The 16628-nt window shown below is 70.1% G+C and carries 13 protein-coding genes and 1 riboswitch; of the genes, 2 read left to right on the top strand and 11 right to left on the bottom strand.

What is annotated here, in order from left to right; all coding sequences use genetic code 11:
* The first annotated feature begins 19 nt into the window (after nt 1-19).
* A complete protein-coding gene (locus FKR81_RS21545) occupies nt 20-262 on the top strand; it encodes a glutaredoxin family protein (protein ID WP_146353908.1) in 243 nt (80 codons plus the stop codon).
* Here FKR81_RS21545 and FKR81_RS21540 read toward each other — a convergent pair.
* The 5 genes from FKR81_RS21540 to dnaE all read right to left on the bottom strand — a co-directional run bounded on the left by FKR81_RS21540 (nt 235) and on the right by dnaE (nt 8761).
* On the bottom strand, nt 235-1431 hold the full coding sequence (locus FKR81_RS21540; protein WP_235921692.1) for an adenosylmethionine--8-amino-7-oxononanoate transaminase: 1197 nt from the start codon (nt 1429-1431) through the stop codon (nt 235-237). The genes FKR81_RS21545 and FKR81_RS21540 overlap by 28 nt on opposite strands.
* Nucleotides 1432-1495: 64 nt before the next feature.
* Nucleotides 1496-2701, bottom strand: coding sequence for a cytochrome P450 family protein (locus FKR81_RS21535; RefSeq protein ID WP_407936540.1), 1206 nt, complete (start codon nt 2699-2701; stop codon nt 1496-1498).
* A gap of 40 nt (nt 2702-2741) precedes the next feature.
* A complete protein-coding gene (locus FKR81_RS21530) occupies nt 2742-3962 on the bottom strand; it encodes a cytochrome P450 family protein (protein ID WP_186763092.1) in 1221 nt (406 codons plus the stop codon).
* 51 nt (nt 3963-4013) lie between these two features.
* Entirely contained in the window at nt 4014-5222 is a 1209-nt protein-coding gene (locus FKR81_RS21525) for a hypothetical protein (RefSeq protein WP_146353906.1), read from the bottom strand.
* Complete coding sequence (dnaE, locus tag FKR81_RS21520) at nt 5222-8761, bottom strand: DNA polymerase III subunit alpha (RefSeq protein WP_222598353.1); 3540 nt, start codon at nt 8759-8761, stop codon at nt 5222-5224. Before dnaE ends, FKR81_RS21525 begins: the two co-directional genes overlap by 1 nt.
* 157 nt (nt 8762-8918) lie before the next feature.
* Here dnaE and FKR81_RS21515 point away from each other — a divergent pair, with 157 nt between their 5' ends.
* The gene (locus FKR81_RS21515; RefSeq protein ID WP_146353904.1) at nt 8919-9764 is read left to right on the top strand and encodes an AsnC family protein; all 846 of its coding nucleotides are present in this window, start codon (nt 8919-8921) and stop codon (nt 9762-9764) included.
* Between the two features lie 19 nt (nt 9765-9783).
* Here FKR81_RS21515 and FKR81_RS21510 read toward each other — a convergent pair whose 3' ends face one another.
* The 6 genes from FKR81_RS21510 to FKR81_RS21485 all read right to left on the bottom strand — a co-directional run bounded on the left by FKR81_RS21510 (nt 9784) and on the right by FKR81_RS21485 (nt 16627).
* Complete coding sequence (locus FKR81_RS21510) at nt 9784-10668, bottom strand: RluA family pseudouridine synthase (RefSeq protein WP_146353994.1); 885 nt, start codon at nt 10666-10668, stop codon at nt 9784-9786.
* Nucleotides 10669-10709: 41 nt separating this feature from the next.
* The gene (lspA, locus tag FKR81_RS45075; RefSeq protein ID WP_235921682.1) at nt 10710-12830 is read right to left on the bottom strand and encodes a signal peptidase II; all 2121 of its coding nucleotides are present in this window, start codon (nt 12828-12830) and stop codon (nt 10710-10712) included.
* A 23-nt stretch (nt 12831-12853) separates the two neighbouring features.
* Nucleotides 12854-14176, bottom strand: a complete 1323-nt coding sequence (locus FKR81_RS21500; protein ID WP_146353903.1) for an aminotransferase class V-fold PLP-dependent enzyme — start codon at nt 14174-14176, stop codon at nt 12854-12856.
* 34 nt (nt 14177-14210) lie between these two features.
* Nucleotides 14211-14325: riboswitch (SAM riboswitch) on the bottom strand.
* Nucleotides 14326-14371: 46 nt separating this feature from the next.
* Nucleotides 14372-14755 (bottom strand): DUF3592 domain-containing protein, encoded by a 384-nt coding sequence (locus FKR81_RS21495; RefSeq protein ID WP_146353902.1) that lies wholly within the window; start codon nt 14753-14755, stop codon nt 14372-14374.
* Between the two features lie 21 nt (nt 14756-14776).
* The gene (locus tag FKR81_RS21490; protein ID WP_146353901.1) at nt 14777-15142 is read right to left on the bottom strand and encodes a DUF3592 domain-containing protein; all 366 of its coding nucleotides are present in this window, start codon (nt 15140-15142) and stop codon (nt 14777-14779) included.
* A gap of 6 nt (nt 15143-15148) precedes the next feature.
* Nucleotides 15149-16627: a potassium/proton antiporter gene (locus tag FKR81_RS21485; protein WP_146353900.1), complete on the bottom strand. Its 1479-nt coding sequence runs from the start codon at nt 16625-16627 to the stop codon at nt 15149-15151.
* Between the last annotated feature and the right edge of the window lies 1 nt (nt 16628).

The raw sequence follows: 16628 nt of genomic DNA, 5'->3' as shown, positions 1-16628 counted from the left end.
GGTCACCTACGGTAGCCACATGGGCGAGACCGGGATCGTGATGTACGGCGCGGAGTGGTGCGGTGACTGCCGCCGCGCGAAGTCGTGGCTGACCCGCAACGACGTGCCGTTCACCTACGTCGACGTGGAGCACGACGACGAGGCGCGCGACCGCGCGATCGGGATCGCCGGCCGCAAGAACATCCCGGTCGTGGTGCTGCCGAACGGCGACTTCCTCGTCGAGCCGACCGACACTCAGCTCGCCGCGGCGATCACGGCCTGACAGATCGCGGCGACGTCGTCGTCCGTGCTGACGTACGGCGGCATCGTGTAGATCAGGTCGCGGAACGGCCGCAGCCACACCCCGGCGTCGACCGCGGCCTTCGTGGCGCGCGCCATGTCGACCTGGTGGTCGAGCTGGACGACGCCGATCGCGCCGAGCACCCGGACGTCCGCGACACCGGGCAGCTCGCGCGCGGGTGCCAGTCCGGCGTGCAGGCCCTGCTCGATGCGCCGGACCTCGCACTGCCAGTCCTGCGACAACAGCAGCTCGATCGACGCGAGCGACACGGCCGCCGCGAGCGGGTTGCCCATGAACGTGGGCCCGTGGGCCAGCACCGGCACCTCGCCGCGGCTGATCCCGTCCGCGACCCGCGACGTGCACAGCGCCGCCGCCATGGTCATGTACCCACCGGTCAGCGCCTTGCCGACGCACAGGACGTCCGGGCTGATGCCGGCGTGGTCCATGCCGAACAGCTCGCCGGTGCGGCCGAAGCCGGTGGCGATCTCGTCGAACACCAGCAGCACGTCGTGGGTGAGGCACAGCTCGCGCAGCACGTGCAGGTAGCGCGGGTCGTGGAACCGCATGCCGCCCGCGCCCTGCACGACCGGCTCGACGATCACCGCGGCCAGCTCGGACGCGTGCTCCTCGATCAGGTCCGACAGGTGCTGGACGTACGAGGTCTCCAGCGAGACCGGTGGGGCGTCGGCGAAGACCTGCTCGGGCAGCACGCCGCGCCACAGCGCGTGCATGCCGCCGTCCGGGTCGCACACGGACATCGGGTTGAACGTGTCGCCGTGGTACCCGCCGCGCCACGTCAGCAGCCGCCGCTTCTCCGGACGGCCCTGCGAACGCCAGTACTGCAGGCACATCTTGATCGCGACCTCGACCGACACCGAGCCCGAGTCGCACAGGAACACGTGGTCCATGCGCGTGAGCTCGACGAGGCGAGCGGCCAGCCGGATCGCGGGCTCGTGGGTGAGCCCGCCGAACATCACGTGGCTCATCCGGCCGACCTGCGCGCGGACCGCCTCGTCCAGCACCGGGTGCCGGTAACCGTGGATCGCGGCCCACCACGACGACATGCCGTCGATGAGCTCGCGGCCGTCGGCCAGCCGCAGCCGGACACCCTCCGCCGACTCGACGAGCAGCGGCTCCTGGGTGCCCGGCATGGGGCCGTACGGGTGCCAGACGTGCGCCTGGTCCAGCTTCAGCAGGTCGTCCACCCGCCGAAGGTTAGGTCAACCGGATGGGCAGCGTGATCAGGCCTCGGATGAGGTTGCTGTCCCGCCACGCCAGCTCCTCCGGCTCGGCGGCGAGCTTCAGGTCGGGGAACCTGGCGAGCAGGCCCTTCATCGCGACCTCGAACTCCAGCCTGGCCAGCGGCGCGCCCAGGCAGTAGTGGATGCCGTGGCCGAACGCGAGGTGCCCGCCCGCGTTGCGCGTGACGTCCAGCTTGTCCGGCTCGGGGAACCGCTCCGGGTCGCGGTTGGCACCCAGCAGCGACACCAGCACGAACTCGTCCTCGGGCACGGTCACGCCGCCCAGCTCGACGTCCGCGGTCGTCCACCGGAACGTGGCCGTGTTGACCGGCCCCTCGTAGCGCAGGAACTCCTCGGCCGACCCGGCGATCAGCTCGGGGTTGTCCTTCAGCAGCTGGAGCTGCTCCGGGTTGCGCAGCAGCGCGAGCAGCGCGTTGCCGATCAGGTTGACCGTCGTCTCGTGACCGGCGATGAGCAGCAGGAACGCCATCGAGACCAGCTCGTGGTCGTTCAGCCGGTCACCCGACTCGTCGGCGTGCACGAGCGCGGAGAAGAAGTCCTCACCGGGGTCGCGCTTCTTGTTCTCGACGAGGTTGCTCAGGTACCCGGCCATGGACGACGACGCGTGCTGGATGGCCTCCGGCGTGGAGTACGACAGCATCGTGTTCGTCCACTCGCGGAACGAGTCGCGGTCGTCGGTCGGGATGCCCAGCAGCTCGCAGATCACCGTGATGGGCAACGGGAACGCGAACACGTCGAGCAGGTCGACGTCGCCGCTCATGCCGTCCAGCAGCTCGGCGGTGATCTCCTCGACGCGCGGGCGGAGCAGCTCGACGCGGCGGGCCGTGAACACCTTGTTGACCAGCTTGCGCATCCGCGTGTGGTCGGGCGGGTCGGTGTTGAGCATGTGCACGGCGAGCGCGTCGTCGAACTTCCGCCGCGGCACACCGGGAGCGGTGTGCCGGTCGAACAGGTCGTTCATCCCGGTCACGTCCTTGCTGAGCCGCGGGTCGTTCAGCGCGGCCCTCGCCTCCTCGTAACGCGTGACCATCCAGACCTTCAGTCCGTGCGGTAAGTACACCTCGCGCACCGGCCCCTCGGCACGAAGCTCGTCGTGCACGGCGTGCGGGTTCTGGTTGTAGTCAGGGGAGAAGTGCGTGAGTGTCGTCACCTCACCCAGTTAACCCTGTTAACCGGTGACTCGGCAACGTTTTGGAGAACTAGGGGTTGAGCCGCACCGGCAACGTGATCAGGCCTCGGATCAGGCTGCTGTCCCGCCATCCCAGCTGCTGCGGCGCCGCGGCCAGCTCCACGTCCGGGAACCTGGCCAGCAGGCCCTTCAACGCCACCTCGAACTCCAGTCGCGCCAGCGGCGCGCCCAGGCAGTAGTGGATGCCGTGCCCGAACGCGAGGTGCCCGCCCGCGTTGCGCGTGACGTCCAGCCGGTCCGGCTCGGAGAACCGCTCGCCGTCGCGGTTGGCGGCGATCAGCGACACCATGACGAGCTCGTCGGCGGGGATCGTCACGCCACCGATCTCCGTCGGCTCCGTCGTGTACCGGAACGTCGCCAGGTTGATCGGGCCCTCGTAGCGCAGGAACTCCTCGGCCGACGGCGCGATCAGGTCCGGGTCGTCCTTCAGCAGCTGAAGCTGTTCCGGGTTGCGCAGCAGCGCGAGCACCGCGTTGCCGATCAGGTTGACCGTCGTCTCGTGACCGGCCACGAGCAGCAGGAACGCCATCGAGACGATCTCGCGCTCGGACAGCTGGTCACCCGCGTCGTCGGCGTGCACGAGCGCCGAGAAGATGTCGTCACCCGGCTCCATCCGCTTCTTCGCCACGTGGGCGTAGAGGTAAGCGGTTGCCTCCTCGGAGGCCTTCCTGATGACCTCGACCGGGTTGAACGACAGCAGGGTCGTCGTCCACTCGCGGAACGAGTCCCGGTCGTCGGTCGGGATGCCCAGCAGCTCGCAGATCACCGTGATGGGCAACGGGAACGCGAACACGTCGAGCAGGTCGACCTGGCCCTCGCCGTTCATCTCGTCGAGCATCATGTCGTCGAGGAGCCGCTTGGTGATCTCCTCGACGCGCGGCCGCAGCATCTCCACCCGGCGCGGCGTGAACGCCTTGTTGACCAGCTTGCGCAGCCGGGCGTGCTCGGGCGGGTCGCTGTTCAGCATGTGCGTCGCCAGGTCGGCGGCGACCTCGCGGCGGTCGGAGCCGCCCCTGGTGTGGTGCTCGAACAGCCACCCGCCCTGGGCCATGTTCTTGCTGATGCTCGGGTGGGTGAGCGCCACGCGCGCTTCTTCGTACCTGGTGACGAGCCACACCTTGAGCCCGTGCACCAGGTAGATCTCCTGGACCGGGCCTTCGGCGCGGAGCAGGTCGTGCACGGCGTGCGGGTCGTCGATGTACGCGGCGGGCAGCTGACTGAGGTTCGTCACTCCGCCCAGTGAACTCCGGTTACACGCTGCGTCGCAACGTTGTTGCCACACTCAGGCGGGAAGATGCGCCCGCCAGCACCCGCGGGGCACGAGGGTGGGCTCGGCGGGCGCGTAGGGCGGAGGCGGCGGCACGAACGGGCCGTCCGGCTTGCTGTCCGGCCAGTGCACCCAGGCCGCGTCCTGCTCGGTGTGGGCGATCATCATCGCCCGGCGCAGGTCGATCTCGGCCGCGAGCTGCGCCGCGTTCGGCGCGCAGAGCAGGAACTCTCCCTCGTGCCCCCACAGCCAGACCGCCGGACCGTTCACGATGTCGGCACGCGTGGGATCGACGTCCCACGAGTTGAACCACGTGTTCGCGAGACCGGGTGGGACGTTGACCAGGTGCCCGACCTCGACGACGCGGACCGCCGTCCAGCTCAGGTGCTTGAGACCGCGGTGGACGTCCGAGCGGGCGTTGAAGTAACCGGGGAACCCCAGGGACGTCCGGCCGATGACGTACTCGACCGACTCCTTGGGCACCTCGGCGCCCAGCACGACGCTGAAGTCCTTGCCCCAGCCGCGCAGCTCGCCGCGGACATCGGGCACGTCGCGCAGCTGCGCGACGTCGTGCAGCGGGCGGGCCGGACGCGGCGGCAGGCCGGGCGACGGCTCCAGCGGCGGCGCGGGCTGCAGCGGTGACCAGGTGCCGGACGGCACGATGGCCGGTGCGGCGGGCGTGTTCGGCAGCGGGAGGTCGGCGCGCAGGGCGGGCACGCGGTTCCAGACCTGCTGCGCCGCGAACCCGCCGAGCCGGACGACCCGGCGCCGCCTGCGGTCGATCTCCCGCGCCAGTCCGACGGGATCGGGCGTGGGGATGATCCAGTCCGTGTTCGCGTACCGCAGCCAGACGGCCGGACCGTCCACAACGGACAGCCGGGCGGCCTTGTGCCCGTAGATCTCGTCGACGCGGAACTTCGTCTTGGCGGGCACACCGCGCAGCACACCCGGCTGCACCGCGGTGAGCGCGGCGATCGGCAGGCCCCAGGTGCCCTGCTCCGGGTCCTGGACGTGGTCCTCGCGCCGCACCACGACGCCGATCTTGTCCAGGCCGACCTGGAACGCGATCGTCGGCGTCTCCGTGCCCCACGACGACAGGAAGCCGAACACCGTCGTGCCCACGCCGGCGAACGCCTCCACCGGGACGTGGAACGTCGCGTCGGGCGAGGACGGCCAGACACCGGGAAGGGCGCCCGCGGGCCAGCCCGTCTTCGTCGGGTGCATCAGCCGAGGCACCCCGGTCCGAGCAGCGCCTTCAGGTCGCCCATGAGCGACGGCGTCGGTGCCACGCGCAGCGCGTCGTCCAGCTTCAGCACGGTGTTGCGGCTCGCGTTGATCACCAGGCTGAGGTGGACCTCGGTGGTGCCGGGGTGCGCGGCCAGCACCTGCTTGAGCGAGGTGACGGTCTGCGGGTTGCACTTCGACGCGGGCAGCCGCAGCTTCACGGCCTTGTTGCCCAGCTCGGCGAGGTCCGGCACGACGAGGTCGTTGGCGATCAGCGAGATGCGGTCGTCGCGCTTGGCGACGCGCGCCTTCACCAGCACGATCGCGTCCTCGACGACGGACATGCCGTGCACCGTGAAGCTCTTCGGGAAGAACAGCACCTCGATGCCACCGACGAGGTCCTCCAGCTGGGCCGACGCCCAGGACTCGCCGTTCTTGTTGACCCGCCGCATGACCGACGCGAGGATGCCGCCGATCGTGACCTGGGTGCCGTCCGCGACGTCACCTTCGAGGATGCGCGCGATCGAAGCGTCCGAATAGGACTCGAGGATGTGCTCGACGCCGTTGAGCGGGTGGCCGGAGACGTAGAGGCCCAGCATCTCCCGCTCGAGCGCGAGCTGGTGCTTGGACTCCCACTTCTCGTCCGGGATCTTGACGTCGAAGACGCCCGCGATGTCCTCACCCGTGTCGTCACCGCCGCCGAAGAGGTCGAACTGGCCGCGCGCCTCTTCCTTCTTGGTGATCATGACGGACTCGACGGCCTCGACGTGCACCATGTGCAGGCCCTTGCGCGGGTGGCCGAGCGAGTCGAACGCACCGGCCTTGATCAGCGACTCGACGACCTTCTTGTTGCACGCCAGCGCGTCGATCTTGCGCAGGAAGTCCGAGAAGTCGACGAACTTCCCCTTCTCCTTGCGCGCCTTGATGATCGAGTCGATGACGTTGGCGCCGACGTTGCGGACCGCGCCGAGGCCGAAGCGGATGTCCTTGCCGACCGGGGCGAACTCGCGCTCGGACTCGTTGACGTCCGGCGGGAGCACGGTGATGCCCATCCGGCGGCACTCGGCGAGGTAGATCGCCGACTTGTCCTTGTTGTCGGAGTTCGTGGTGAGCAGTGCGGCCATGAACTCGGCCGGGTAGTTCGCCTTCAGGTAGGCGGTCCAGTAGGAGACCAGGCCGTACGCGGCGGAGTGCGCCTTGTTGAAGGCGTAGTCCGCGAAGGGGACGAGGATGTCCCACAGCGTCTTGATCGCGTCCGGCGGGAAGCCGTTCGCGATCATGCCCGCCTCGAAGCCGGCGAACTCCTTGTCCAGGATCTCCTTCTTCTTCTTGCCCATCGCGCGGCGCAGGAGGTCCGCCTGTCCGAGCGTGTACCCCGCGAGCTTCTGCGCGATGGCCATGACCTGCTCCTGATAGACGATCAGGCCGTAGGTCGTGCCGAGGATGTCCGCCAGCGACTCCGCGAGCGCCGGGTGGATCGGCGTGATCTCCTGGAGCTTGTTCTTGCGCAGCGCGTAGTTCGTGTGCGAGTTCGCACCCATCGGGCCGGGCCGGTACAGCGCGCCGACGGCCGAGATGTCCTCGAAGTTGTCGGGACGCATGAGCCGCAGCAGGTCCCGCATGGGCCCGCCGTCCAGCTGGAACACGCCGAGCGTCTCGCCCTTCGACAGCAGCTGGTAGGTCTTCTTGTCCGTCAGCTCGATCTTGTCGAGGTCCGGCGCCTCTTTGCCGTTCAGCTCGATGTTGGTGAGCGCGTCCTCGATCGTCGTGAGGTTCGACAGGCCGAGGAAGTCCATCTTCAGCAGGCCGAGCGTCTCGCAGGTCGGGTAGTCGAACTGCGTGATGATCGAACCGTCCTGCGGGCGCTGCCACACCGGGATGTGGTCCATCAGCGGCTCCGCGGACATGATGACCGCGCAGGCGTGCACACCGGCGTTGCGGATCAGGCCCTCGAGGCCTCGCCCGGTGTCGATGATCTCCTTGACCTGCGGGTCGGTGTCGTAGAGGCCGCGCACCTCGGCGGCCTCGTTGTACCGCTTGTGCTGCGGGTCGAAGATGCCCGACAGCGGGATGTCCTTGCCCATCACGGCGGGCGGCATGGCTTTGGAGATCCGGTCCGCGACCGCGTAGCCGGGCTGGCCGTAGAGGACTCGCGCCGAGTCCTTGATCGCGGCCTTCGCCTTGATGGTGCCGAACGTGATGACCTGGGCGACGTTCTCCTTGCCCCACTTGTCCGTCACGTACCGGATGACGTCACCGCGCCGGCGCTCGTCGAAGTCGATGTCGATGTCGGGCGGGCTGACGCGGTCCGGGTTCAGGAACCGCTCGAAGATCAGTCCGTGGGCCAGCGGGTCGAGGTCTGTGATGCCCATGGCGTACGCGATGAGCGCGCCCGCGGCAGAACCACGGCCGGGGCCGACGCGGATGCCGTTCGCCTTGGCCCAGTTGATGAAGTCCGCGACGACCAGGAAGTAGGCCGGGAAGCCCATCTGGAGGATGACGCCGATCTCGAACTCGACCTGCTGCTTGTGGACGTCGTCCACGCCGTCCGGGAACCGGCGGTGCATGCCGGCCCAGACCTCCTCGCGGAAGTACTCGTGCTCCGACTTGCCCTCGGGGATCGGGAACCGCGGCATCAGGTTGCGGAACTCGAACATGCCCGCGGTGTCGACCTTCTCGGCCACGAGCAACGTGTTCCGGCAGCCTTGCTGCCACGCGTCGGACGAGTCGATCGCGCGCATCTCGTCCGGCGACTTGAGGTAGTAGCCCGTGCCGTCGAACTTGAACCGCGTCGGGTCCTGCAGCGTCTTGCCGGTCTGCACGCACAGGAGCGCGGCGTGCGCGTCCCGGTCCTCGGAGTACGTGTAGTGCGAGTCGTTCGTCACGACGAACGGGATCTTGAGCGTGTCCGCGATCTTCAGCAGGTCGTCGCGGACCCGGCGCTCGATGTCGATGCCGTGGTCCATCAGCTCGACGAAGAAGTTCTCGGCGCCGTAGATGTCCCGCCACTTCGCGGCCGCTTCGAGCGCCTTGTCGTAGTGCCCCAGCCGCAGCCGCGTCTGCACCTCGCCGGACGGGCACCCGGTCGTCGCGATCAGACCCTTGGAGTGCTCCGCGATCAGCTCGGAGTCCATCCGCGGCCACTTGCCCAGCTGGCCCTCGGTCGAGGCGCGGCTGGACATCTTCATCAGGTTGTGGAGGCCCTCGTTCGAGGCCGCCCAGATCGTCTGGTGGGTGTACGCACCTGAAGCGGAGACGTCGTCGGACTTCTGGCCGGGGTCGCCCCACAGCACGCGCTGCTTGTTGAAGCGGCTCTCCGGCGCCAGGTAAGCCTCGATGCCGATGATCGGCTTGATCCCGGCGGCCGTGGCCTGCCGGTAGAAGTCGTACGCCCCGTACATGTTGCCGTGGTCGGTGATCGCGGCGGCGGGCATGCCGAGGCGCTCGCACTCGGCGAACATGTCCTTCAGCTTGGCCGCGCCGTCGAGCATCGAGTACTCGGTGTGCACGTGCAGATGCACAAACGAGTCCGACACCATGCCTCCTGAGGGATGCGAAACGGGCGCGCGGGGAAGGCGCGGATGGGAGTCTCCCAACCCTATATCGCGCTCGGGACAGGGGGTGCGACCGACACAGGTTTCACCGTTGGCACCAGCCGCCTACGCGACGATCACGCCCGCGAGGTAGCGTGTTTTCGTGGTCGCGCCTGATCCAGTCGACGCCCGTCTTCTCGCACTGATCGCGGAGATGGGGCGTGCGGCAGTGCACGAGGTCGCCGCCCGCCTGGGTATGGACCCACGCGAGGCGGCCGCTCGGCTGATCACGCTGTCCGGCAGCGGCCTCCCGCTGCTGGTCGGCGTCGAGTGCGACCCCAACGGCATCCGCAAGGCGCTGGCGAACAGCGTGGCGTACGGGAACTACCAGGGCACGCCGTCCGGCCCGTACCCCGTCTACCAGAGCGGTCCGTACCAGACCGGTTCCGGCCCGCACCACGTGCCGGGCCCGCAGAGCACGCCGTTCCCGGCGCAGCCGCAACCGCAGCCCATGCAGACGTGGGGCCCGCCCCAGACGGCGGACTGGGCACGCGGCGACCAGCCCGCCGCGCCGCCGAAGGTGGTGTCGCGGACGGGCAAGATCGGCTCCACCCTGGAGGCCGACAGCCTCGAGGGCGCCCACCTGGCCATCCAGCTGGTCGAGGTCGTCGACCCGGCCGACTTCCTGTTCACCGCGGCCGGCTACAAGCTGGCCGAGGGCGAGCGGGCGGTGGTCGTGCACACCGAGCTGACCAACCGCAGCCAGATCGCGTTCAACTCGCTGCCGGACATGTACCTGGTGCTGGTGACCAAGACCGGGGAGACCGTGACGAAGGCGCCGGTGTCGCTGTCGTCACGGCCGTCGCACAAGATCGGCGTGCAGCCCGGCGAGACCGCCGGTGGGCACACGGTCTACGTGTTGCCCGAAGAGACCGTGGTCACGCAGGTGCGCTGGAGCGTGCGCTCCGAGGTCGACGTGAACACCCTGGTGTGGACCGTCGAGGACTGAGCCTCGCGGTCCAACCGGGTCAGCCCTCTTCGCGCAGCTTCTCCAGCGACGTGGCCAGGTCGGCCGGGTACTCGCTGGTGAACTCGACCCACTGCCCGTCGGCGGGGTGGTGGAACCCGAGCCGGTGCGCGTGCAGCCACTGGCGGGTCACCCCGAGCCGCTTGGCCAGCGTCGGGTCGGCGCCGTAGGTCAGGTCTCCGACGCACGGGTGGTGCAACGCCGAGAAGTGCACGCGGATCTGGTGCGTGCGCCCGGTTTCGAGGTGCACCTCGACCAGTGACGCGGCCCGGAACGCCTCCACCACCTCGTAGTGGGTGATCGACGGCTTGCCGGAGTTCATCACCGCGAACTTGTAGTCGTGCTTGGGATGCCGGTCGATCGGGGCGTCGATGGTGCCCTTGATCGGGTCCGGATGTCCCTGGACGATCGAGTGGTAGATCTTGTCGACCGTGCGTTCCTTGAACGCGTGCTTGAGCGCCGAGTAGGCGTTCTCGCTCTTGGCGACGACCATGACGCCGGTGGTGCCGACGTCGAGCCGGTGCACCACGCCTTGCCGTTCGGCGGCGCCGGACGTGGCGACCCGGTGCCCGGCGGCGGCGAGGCCGCCGACGACGGTGGGGCCGGTCCAGCCGGGCGACGGGTGCACGGCGACGCCGACGGGCTTGTCGACGACGATGATGTCGTCGTCCTCGTGCAGCACGATGAGGCCGTCGACGGGGATCGCGACGATCTCGACCGGTCGTTCCGGCTCGGGCAGCGTCACCTCGAGCACCGACCCGGCGACGAGCCGGTCGGACTTCCCGGCGGGACGCCCGTCGAGCACGACGTCGCCGGACTCGGTCAGCGCGGCGACGACGGTGCGCGAGAGCCCGAGCAGCTTGGCGAGGCCCGCGTCGACACGCATGCCGTCGAGGCCGTCGGGGACGGGCAGGGTGCGGTAACCGCTCACACTGAGACCTTCTTCTTGTGCACGGTGCCGTCGTAGTCGTGCTGGCGCAACGCCATGTACACGATCAACCCACCACCGCAGACGATCGCCATGTCGGCGACGTTGAACACCGGCCACACCCGGCCGTAAGGGTCGAGCAACGAGAGGAAGTCAACCACGTGCCCGCGCATCGGGCCCGGAGTGCGGAAGATCCGGTCGAACAGGTTGCCGAGCGCACCGCCCAGCACACCGCCGAGCCCGATGGCCCAGCCGAGCGACCGCAGGTTCCGCGAGATCCACAGGATGAACCCGACGACGCCCAGCGCGATCAGCGCCAGCACCCACGTCATGCCCTCGGCCAGCCCGAACGCGGCGCCGGGGTTGCGGACGAACGACAGGTAGAGCACGCCGCCGAACAGCTTGATCGGGGCCGCTTGCTCGAGAAACGCCACCGCCGCGACCTTGGTCAGCAGGTCGAGACCCAGCACGATCGCCGCGATGACGCTCAGCAGCTTGGTGCGCGGGATGGGGAGCTCGCCCGCCAGCGAGCCGCCGCCGAACGACTCGAACGGCTCGTCGTCCGCGGGCTTCTCGGGCTTGGCCTTGGACTTGGCCTTCGGCTTGGGGGCGGGCTCGTCGTCCAGCTCGTCGTCCAGTCGGAGCTCGCCCGCCTGGGACTCCTCCACCGGGGCTTCCGCCACGGACGCCTCGACGCGGTCCTCTTCGAGCTCGGGAATCTCGGTGACGGCCGGCTCTTCGGTGGGAAGAGACTGCTTCTGGAACGGAGCCGTCTCCAGGGAGGCGGACTCCGCGGAGAGCTGGGCCTCGACCGCGCTTTCCTGCTCGCTCGACGACGACAGGTCGGCCGGGGCCTGCTCGGATCGGGCCACTGAAGACTGATCAGCCGGACGCATCCCGGCCGGGGCTTCCGCGGGCCGCGCCACTGAAGGCTGGCCGGCCGCGGGCTTCGCGGCGGGGGCGTCGGCGGACCGCGCCGCCGACGACTGGTCGACCGGACGCTGCCCGGCGGGGGCCTCTGTGGGCCGTGTCGTTGAAGACTGGTCGGCCGAACGCATCCCGGCCGGGGCTTCCGCGGGCCGCGTCATTGAAGACTGGTCGATCGGAGGCTTCGCGGCGGGAGCATCGGCGGACCGCGCCGCCGACGACTGGTCAATCGGACGCTGCCCGGCCGGGACCTCCGCGGACCGCGCCGCGGACGACTGATCGGCCGGACGCTGCCCGGCCGGGGCCTCCGCAGACCGCGCCGGTGAAGACTGGCCGATCGGAGGCTTCGCGGCAGGAGCCACAGCGGACCGCGCCACCGAAGACTGATCTGCCGGAGGCTTCGCGGCGGGAGCGTCCGCAGACCGCGCCACCGACGACTGATCGACCGAACGCGCCCCGGTGGGGGCTTCTGCAGGCCGCGCCGGTGAAGACTGGTCGGCCGGAGGCTTCGCGGCGGAGGCCTCGGCGGCGCGCTCGCCCGAGGCCGGCGCGGGCGAGAACAAGTCGGCAGCGTCCTGCGCTGCCGGGGCGGCCTCCGCGGCGCTGGCCCGCCGCGCCGGGGAGAACAGGTTGACCGGAGACTTCTCCGGAGCAGCCGGCCCAGCGGCCGCGGGCTCGCCGGACGAAGCTTCCACTGCCGCGACTGGCTCGCCCGAGGCCGGTGCCTTCTTGGCGGGAGCCTGGTCGGGCGCACTCCCCTTGGCCGCACCCGCAGTCGCCGCCCCCGAAGTGGCCGAACTCTTCGCACCAGGACGCTTCTGGCCAGAACTCTTCGCAGCAGAACTCTTCGCAGCAGGACTCTTCGCAGCAGGACTCTTCGCGGCGGAACTCGGTGCGGCCTGCGTCGGTGCAGCCTGAGCAGGCGCGGCCGAGCTCTTCTCCCCCGCCGCCTTGCCCGCGGCCGCGGGCTCAGCAGCGCTCTTCGCAGCCGAAGCCGCGGCAGAGGCCTCAGAGGTGGCGCTGACCTTGGCGGCGAGCTTCTCGGCCAGCGCCTTGCGCGCGGCGAATCTCTCGGTCGCCGTCTTGGCCGGAGCCCCCTCGGGGAGCACGGACTTGGCGTCCGGGTTCTCCGCGACCGGGGTGTCGTCGGCCGGTGTGACCTCGGTCGACGCGGTCTTGGGCTCTTCACTCACCAGGTCATTGTCCACGAACTGTTCTACGCGAGGAACGGCGGCAGGGTTCGGCTGTCGTCCTCGGCCACCCAGCGGCCGTCGCGCTCGACGTAGTTCCAGCGGGGTCCGTCGGTCACCAGAGTGCGCAGCGCGGCGACCAGACGGTCGACGTGCTCGGCGGTCGTGCCGAGGCCGATGCTGGCCCGCAGTGCGCGCTGCTCGTGCGCGCCGGTGCGGGCGGCGAGGCGGGACACGGCCACGTGGGCGCAGAACGCGCCGTCCCGCACGCCGATGCCGTACTCGGCGGACAACGCGGCCGCGATGAACCCGGCGTCCAGCCCGGCCAGCGTGAAGCTCACGACGCCGACCCGCGACGAGTCGGTGAACAGCGACAACGAGCGCAGCCCCGGAATCGACTCCAGCCCGGAGCGCAGCCGCGCGAGCAGCGCCTCCTCGTGCGCGACGGTCTGCTCCCAGTGCCGCGACAGCACGTCGCAGGCGACACCGAGCGCGTGCACGCCGACGACGTTCGGGCTGCCCGCCTCGTGCCGCTCGGGCACCGCGGACCAGGCGACGCCGAGCCGGTCGCCGTGGTCGGTCACCTTGGCGGTGGCACCGCCACCGACCAGGTACGGCTCGGCGGCCTGCAGCCAGTCCGCGCGGCCGACCAGCACACCGGCGCCGAACGGCGCGTAGATCTTGTGCCCGGAGAACGCCACGTAGTCGACGTCCAGCTCGCGCACGGAGAACGCGCGGTGCGGGGCGAGCTGCGCGGCGTCCAGCGCGATGCGGGCTCCGTGCCTGCGGGCGACGCGCGCGAACTCGGCTACCGGCCACAGTTCGCCGGTGACGTTGGATGCTCCGGTGACGATCACGAGCCGCGGGCCGACCGGAGCGGCGGCGAGGGCCCGGTCCAGCGCGACGACAGCCGCGTCGGACGAAGTCGGGGTGACGAGTCGCTGGACGTGGCGGCCGCGCCACGGCAGCAGTGCGGCGTGGTGCTCGGAGTCGAACAGCACGACCGCGGTGCCCTTGGGCACGCTGCGGGCCAGCAGGTTCAGCGCGTCGGTGGTGTTGCGGGTGAAGACGACGGTGTCGGACGGGCGGGCGCCGACGAAGCGGCGCACCTTGTCGCGGGCCTGCTCGTAGACGCGCGTGGAGACCTGGGAGGCGAACCCGGCGCCGCGGTGCACGCTGGCGTACCAGGGCAGCAGCTCGTCGACGGCGTCGCGCACCTGCTCGAGACACGGCGCGCTCGCCGCGTGGTCGAGGTTGGCGTAGGTGACCCGCTCACCGGTGACCAGCGGCACGCGCAGGTCGGCACCGACGACGGCGGGAACGGTGACCTTGGGCAGTGCGAGCGTCATGGTGGAGGCTCCTCGGGCCAGGGACCCGTCGGAGGGCCCGCGCTTGCCCGGTGCACCACGCACCGGACCAGGTCCTCACCAGGGGCACCCCACCGCGGTAGGAGGGTTGCCGGCCAGCAAGCCTGGGCTTCGCGCTGGCACTCATGACCTCGTGTTCGAAGTTAGCGGAAGCGCCCACGCCCCGTCGACACCCGATCACATCGTGAGACTGAGCAGGAGCATGCCTCCCAGCACGGCGGACGACGCCACGCCCCACACGATGAACCTGGTCCCCATGCGCGCACCGTCGACGTCGCCGGCGGCCGGATCAGCCGGGTCGTAGCGCACCTCGACCGCGGTGCCGACCTCGTGCTTGCGCGAGGCGTGCACCTTCCCGACCGTGGTGAACGAGCGCCTGCCGACCTTGTAGCGCACCACCGGGAAGTACCGGCGCGGCTCTTCGGTGTTGTTCCACTTGCTGTCGACGATCGTGCCCTGCACGGACGTCCGCAGGGCCGCGATGCGTGCGCTCCGAACGCGGAGATGCACCCCGTACGCGATCAGCCCGACGCTGGCGAGCCCCCACAACCAGAGAACCATGCGCGCACGATAGGCGGCCGATCACATCGCGAGACGGGACAGCACGAACATCGCGACCAGCACCGCGATCGACAGCGCGCCCACCCAGATGTAGCCCTTGGCGGACACCGGCTCGTCGACGTCCGCGACGGACGGCCGGGTCGGGTCGTAGCGGACCTCGACCTTCGAGCCCATCTCGAGCGGGTCCTGCGCGCGGCCGACCTTCGTGAACTTCTCGTCACCGACCCGGTAGCGGACCACCGGGTACTTCCCCTGCTTGTTGTCCACGACCGTGCCCTCGACGGTCATGCCGAACGCGTCGATCCGGCCGTTGCGCCTGGCGCGGGCGACGCCGAGCAGGATGATCGCGAGACTCGTGGCCGCCCAGATCCCGATGACGACTCCCATGCGCGATCACTCCCCCGTCTCACCCACCCAGCGTGCGTACCTTCCTGCTCTATCAACGGCTCTGATGCGCCGTTCTGTTGCAGTGCGGACCTCTTCCGTGGTGACGACGAGCAGTTGGTCGTGCTCCTGGAGCCGGGTCGTCGGCTGCGGTGTGAACCCCTTTCCGGCCCGCACGATCAGGCTGACCGTCGCCCCCACCGGCAGCCGCAGCTCGGTCATGTACACGCCGTGCAGTTTCGAACCGGGCTGGATGCGCACCTGGAGCAGCTCGGCCGCGAGCTCGTCCAGCGGCGCCGCGTCGACCTGCACCTCGGTCGCCTCGCCGGATCTCACCAGGCCGAGCCAGCGCGCCAGCCACGGCAGCGTGCTGCCCTGCACCAGCGTCAGCACGATGACCAGCACGAACACCGCGTCCACCAGGTCCTGCGCGCCCGGCAGGCCCTGGATCAACGGGATCAGCGCGAACACGATCGGCACCGCGCCGCGCAGCCCGGACCAGGAGAGGAACACCTGCTCGCGCCACGGGACCTTGAACGGCAACGCGGCAAGCAGCACCGACACCGGCCGGGCGACCAGCAGCAGCACCGCGCCGGCGACCATCGCGGCGACGGCGGCGCCGAGCAGGCGCGACGGCGAGGCGTAGAGGCCGAGCAGGACGAACAGGCCGATCTGGGCGAGCCAGCCGAGTCCCTCGGCGAACGAGAGCGTGTCGGCGCGGTGCGGCAGCCGGGCGTTGCCGAGCACGAGCGCGGCGGCGTAGGTGGCGAGGAAACCGGACGCGTGGGCGAGGTCGCCCGCGGTGTAGGCGAGAACGCACACGGAGACGGTGGCGAGCGGGTAGAGGCCGGTCGCGGGCAGTGCGGCCCGGCGCAGCGCGACTCCGCCGAGCCAGCCGAGCAGCACGCCGACCGCGCCACCGGCGGCGAGCTCGTAGATCATCAGGAACGGGGCGGTCCAGGAGATCGGCTCGGTGGAGGCGAGCAGCACGACCGCGAGGTAGACGGGTGCGTCGTTGAGGCCGGACTCGAGCTCCAGCGCGCCGGTCAACCGCTTCCCGACCCCCAGCGTCCGCAGCACGCTGAACACGGCGGCGGCGTCGGTTGACGACAGCACCGCGCCCCACAGCAGCGCGACCCGCCAGTCGAGTCCGAGCAGGTAGTGCAGCGCGGTCCCGGTGATCGCGACGCTCACCGCGACGGCCACCGTGGACAGCGAGACGCCGAGCCAGAAGGACGACCTCACCGCCTGCCAGCGCGTGGTCAGACCGCCCTCGGTGAGGATCAGCACGAGCGCCGCGATGCCGAGCGACCTGGTCAGGTCGGCGTCCTCGAAGTCGATGCCGAGCACCGACTCGCCGAGCACCACGCCGATGCCGAGGTACAGCAGGAGCGACGGCAGGCCGAGCCGGATGGACACGCGCACGGCGAGAACCGAGATCAGCAACACAGCCGCGCCGATCCCCAGCACACTCGTGACGTCTCCCACC

The sequence above is a fragment of the Lentzea tibetensis genome (genome assembly GCF_007845675.1).
Classification (GTDB): domain Bacteria; phylum Actinomycetota; class Actinomycetes; order Mycobacteriales; family Pseudonocardiaceae; genus Lentzea; species Lentzea tibetensis.
Note: the sequence above shows the minus strand (reverse complement) of the source record. Positions and strands in the feature narration are given on the sequence as shown.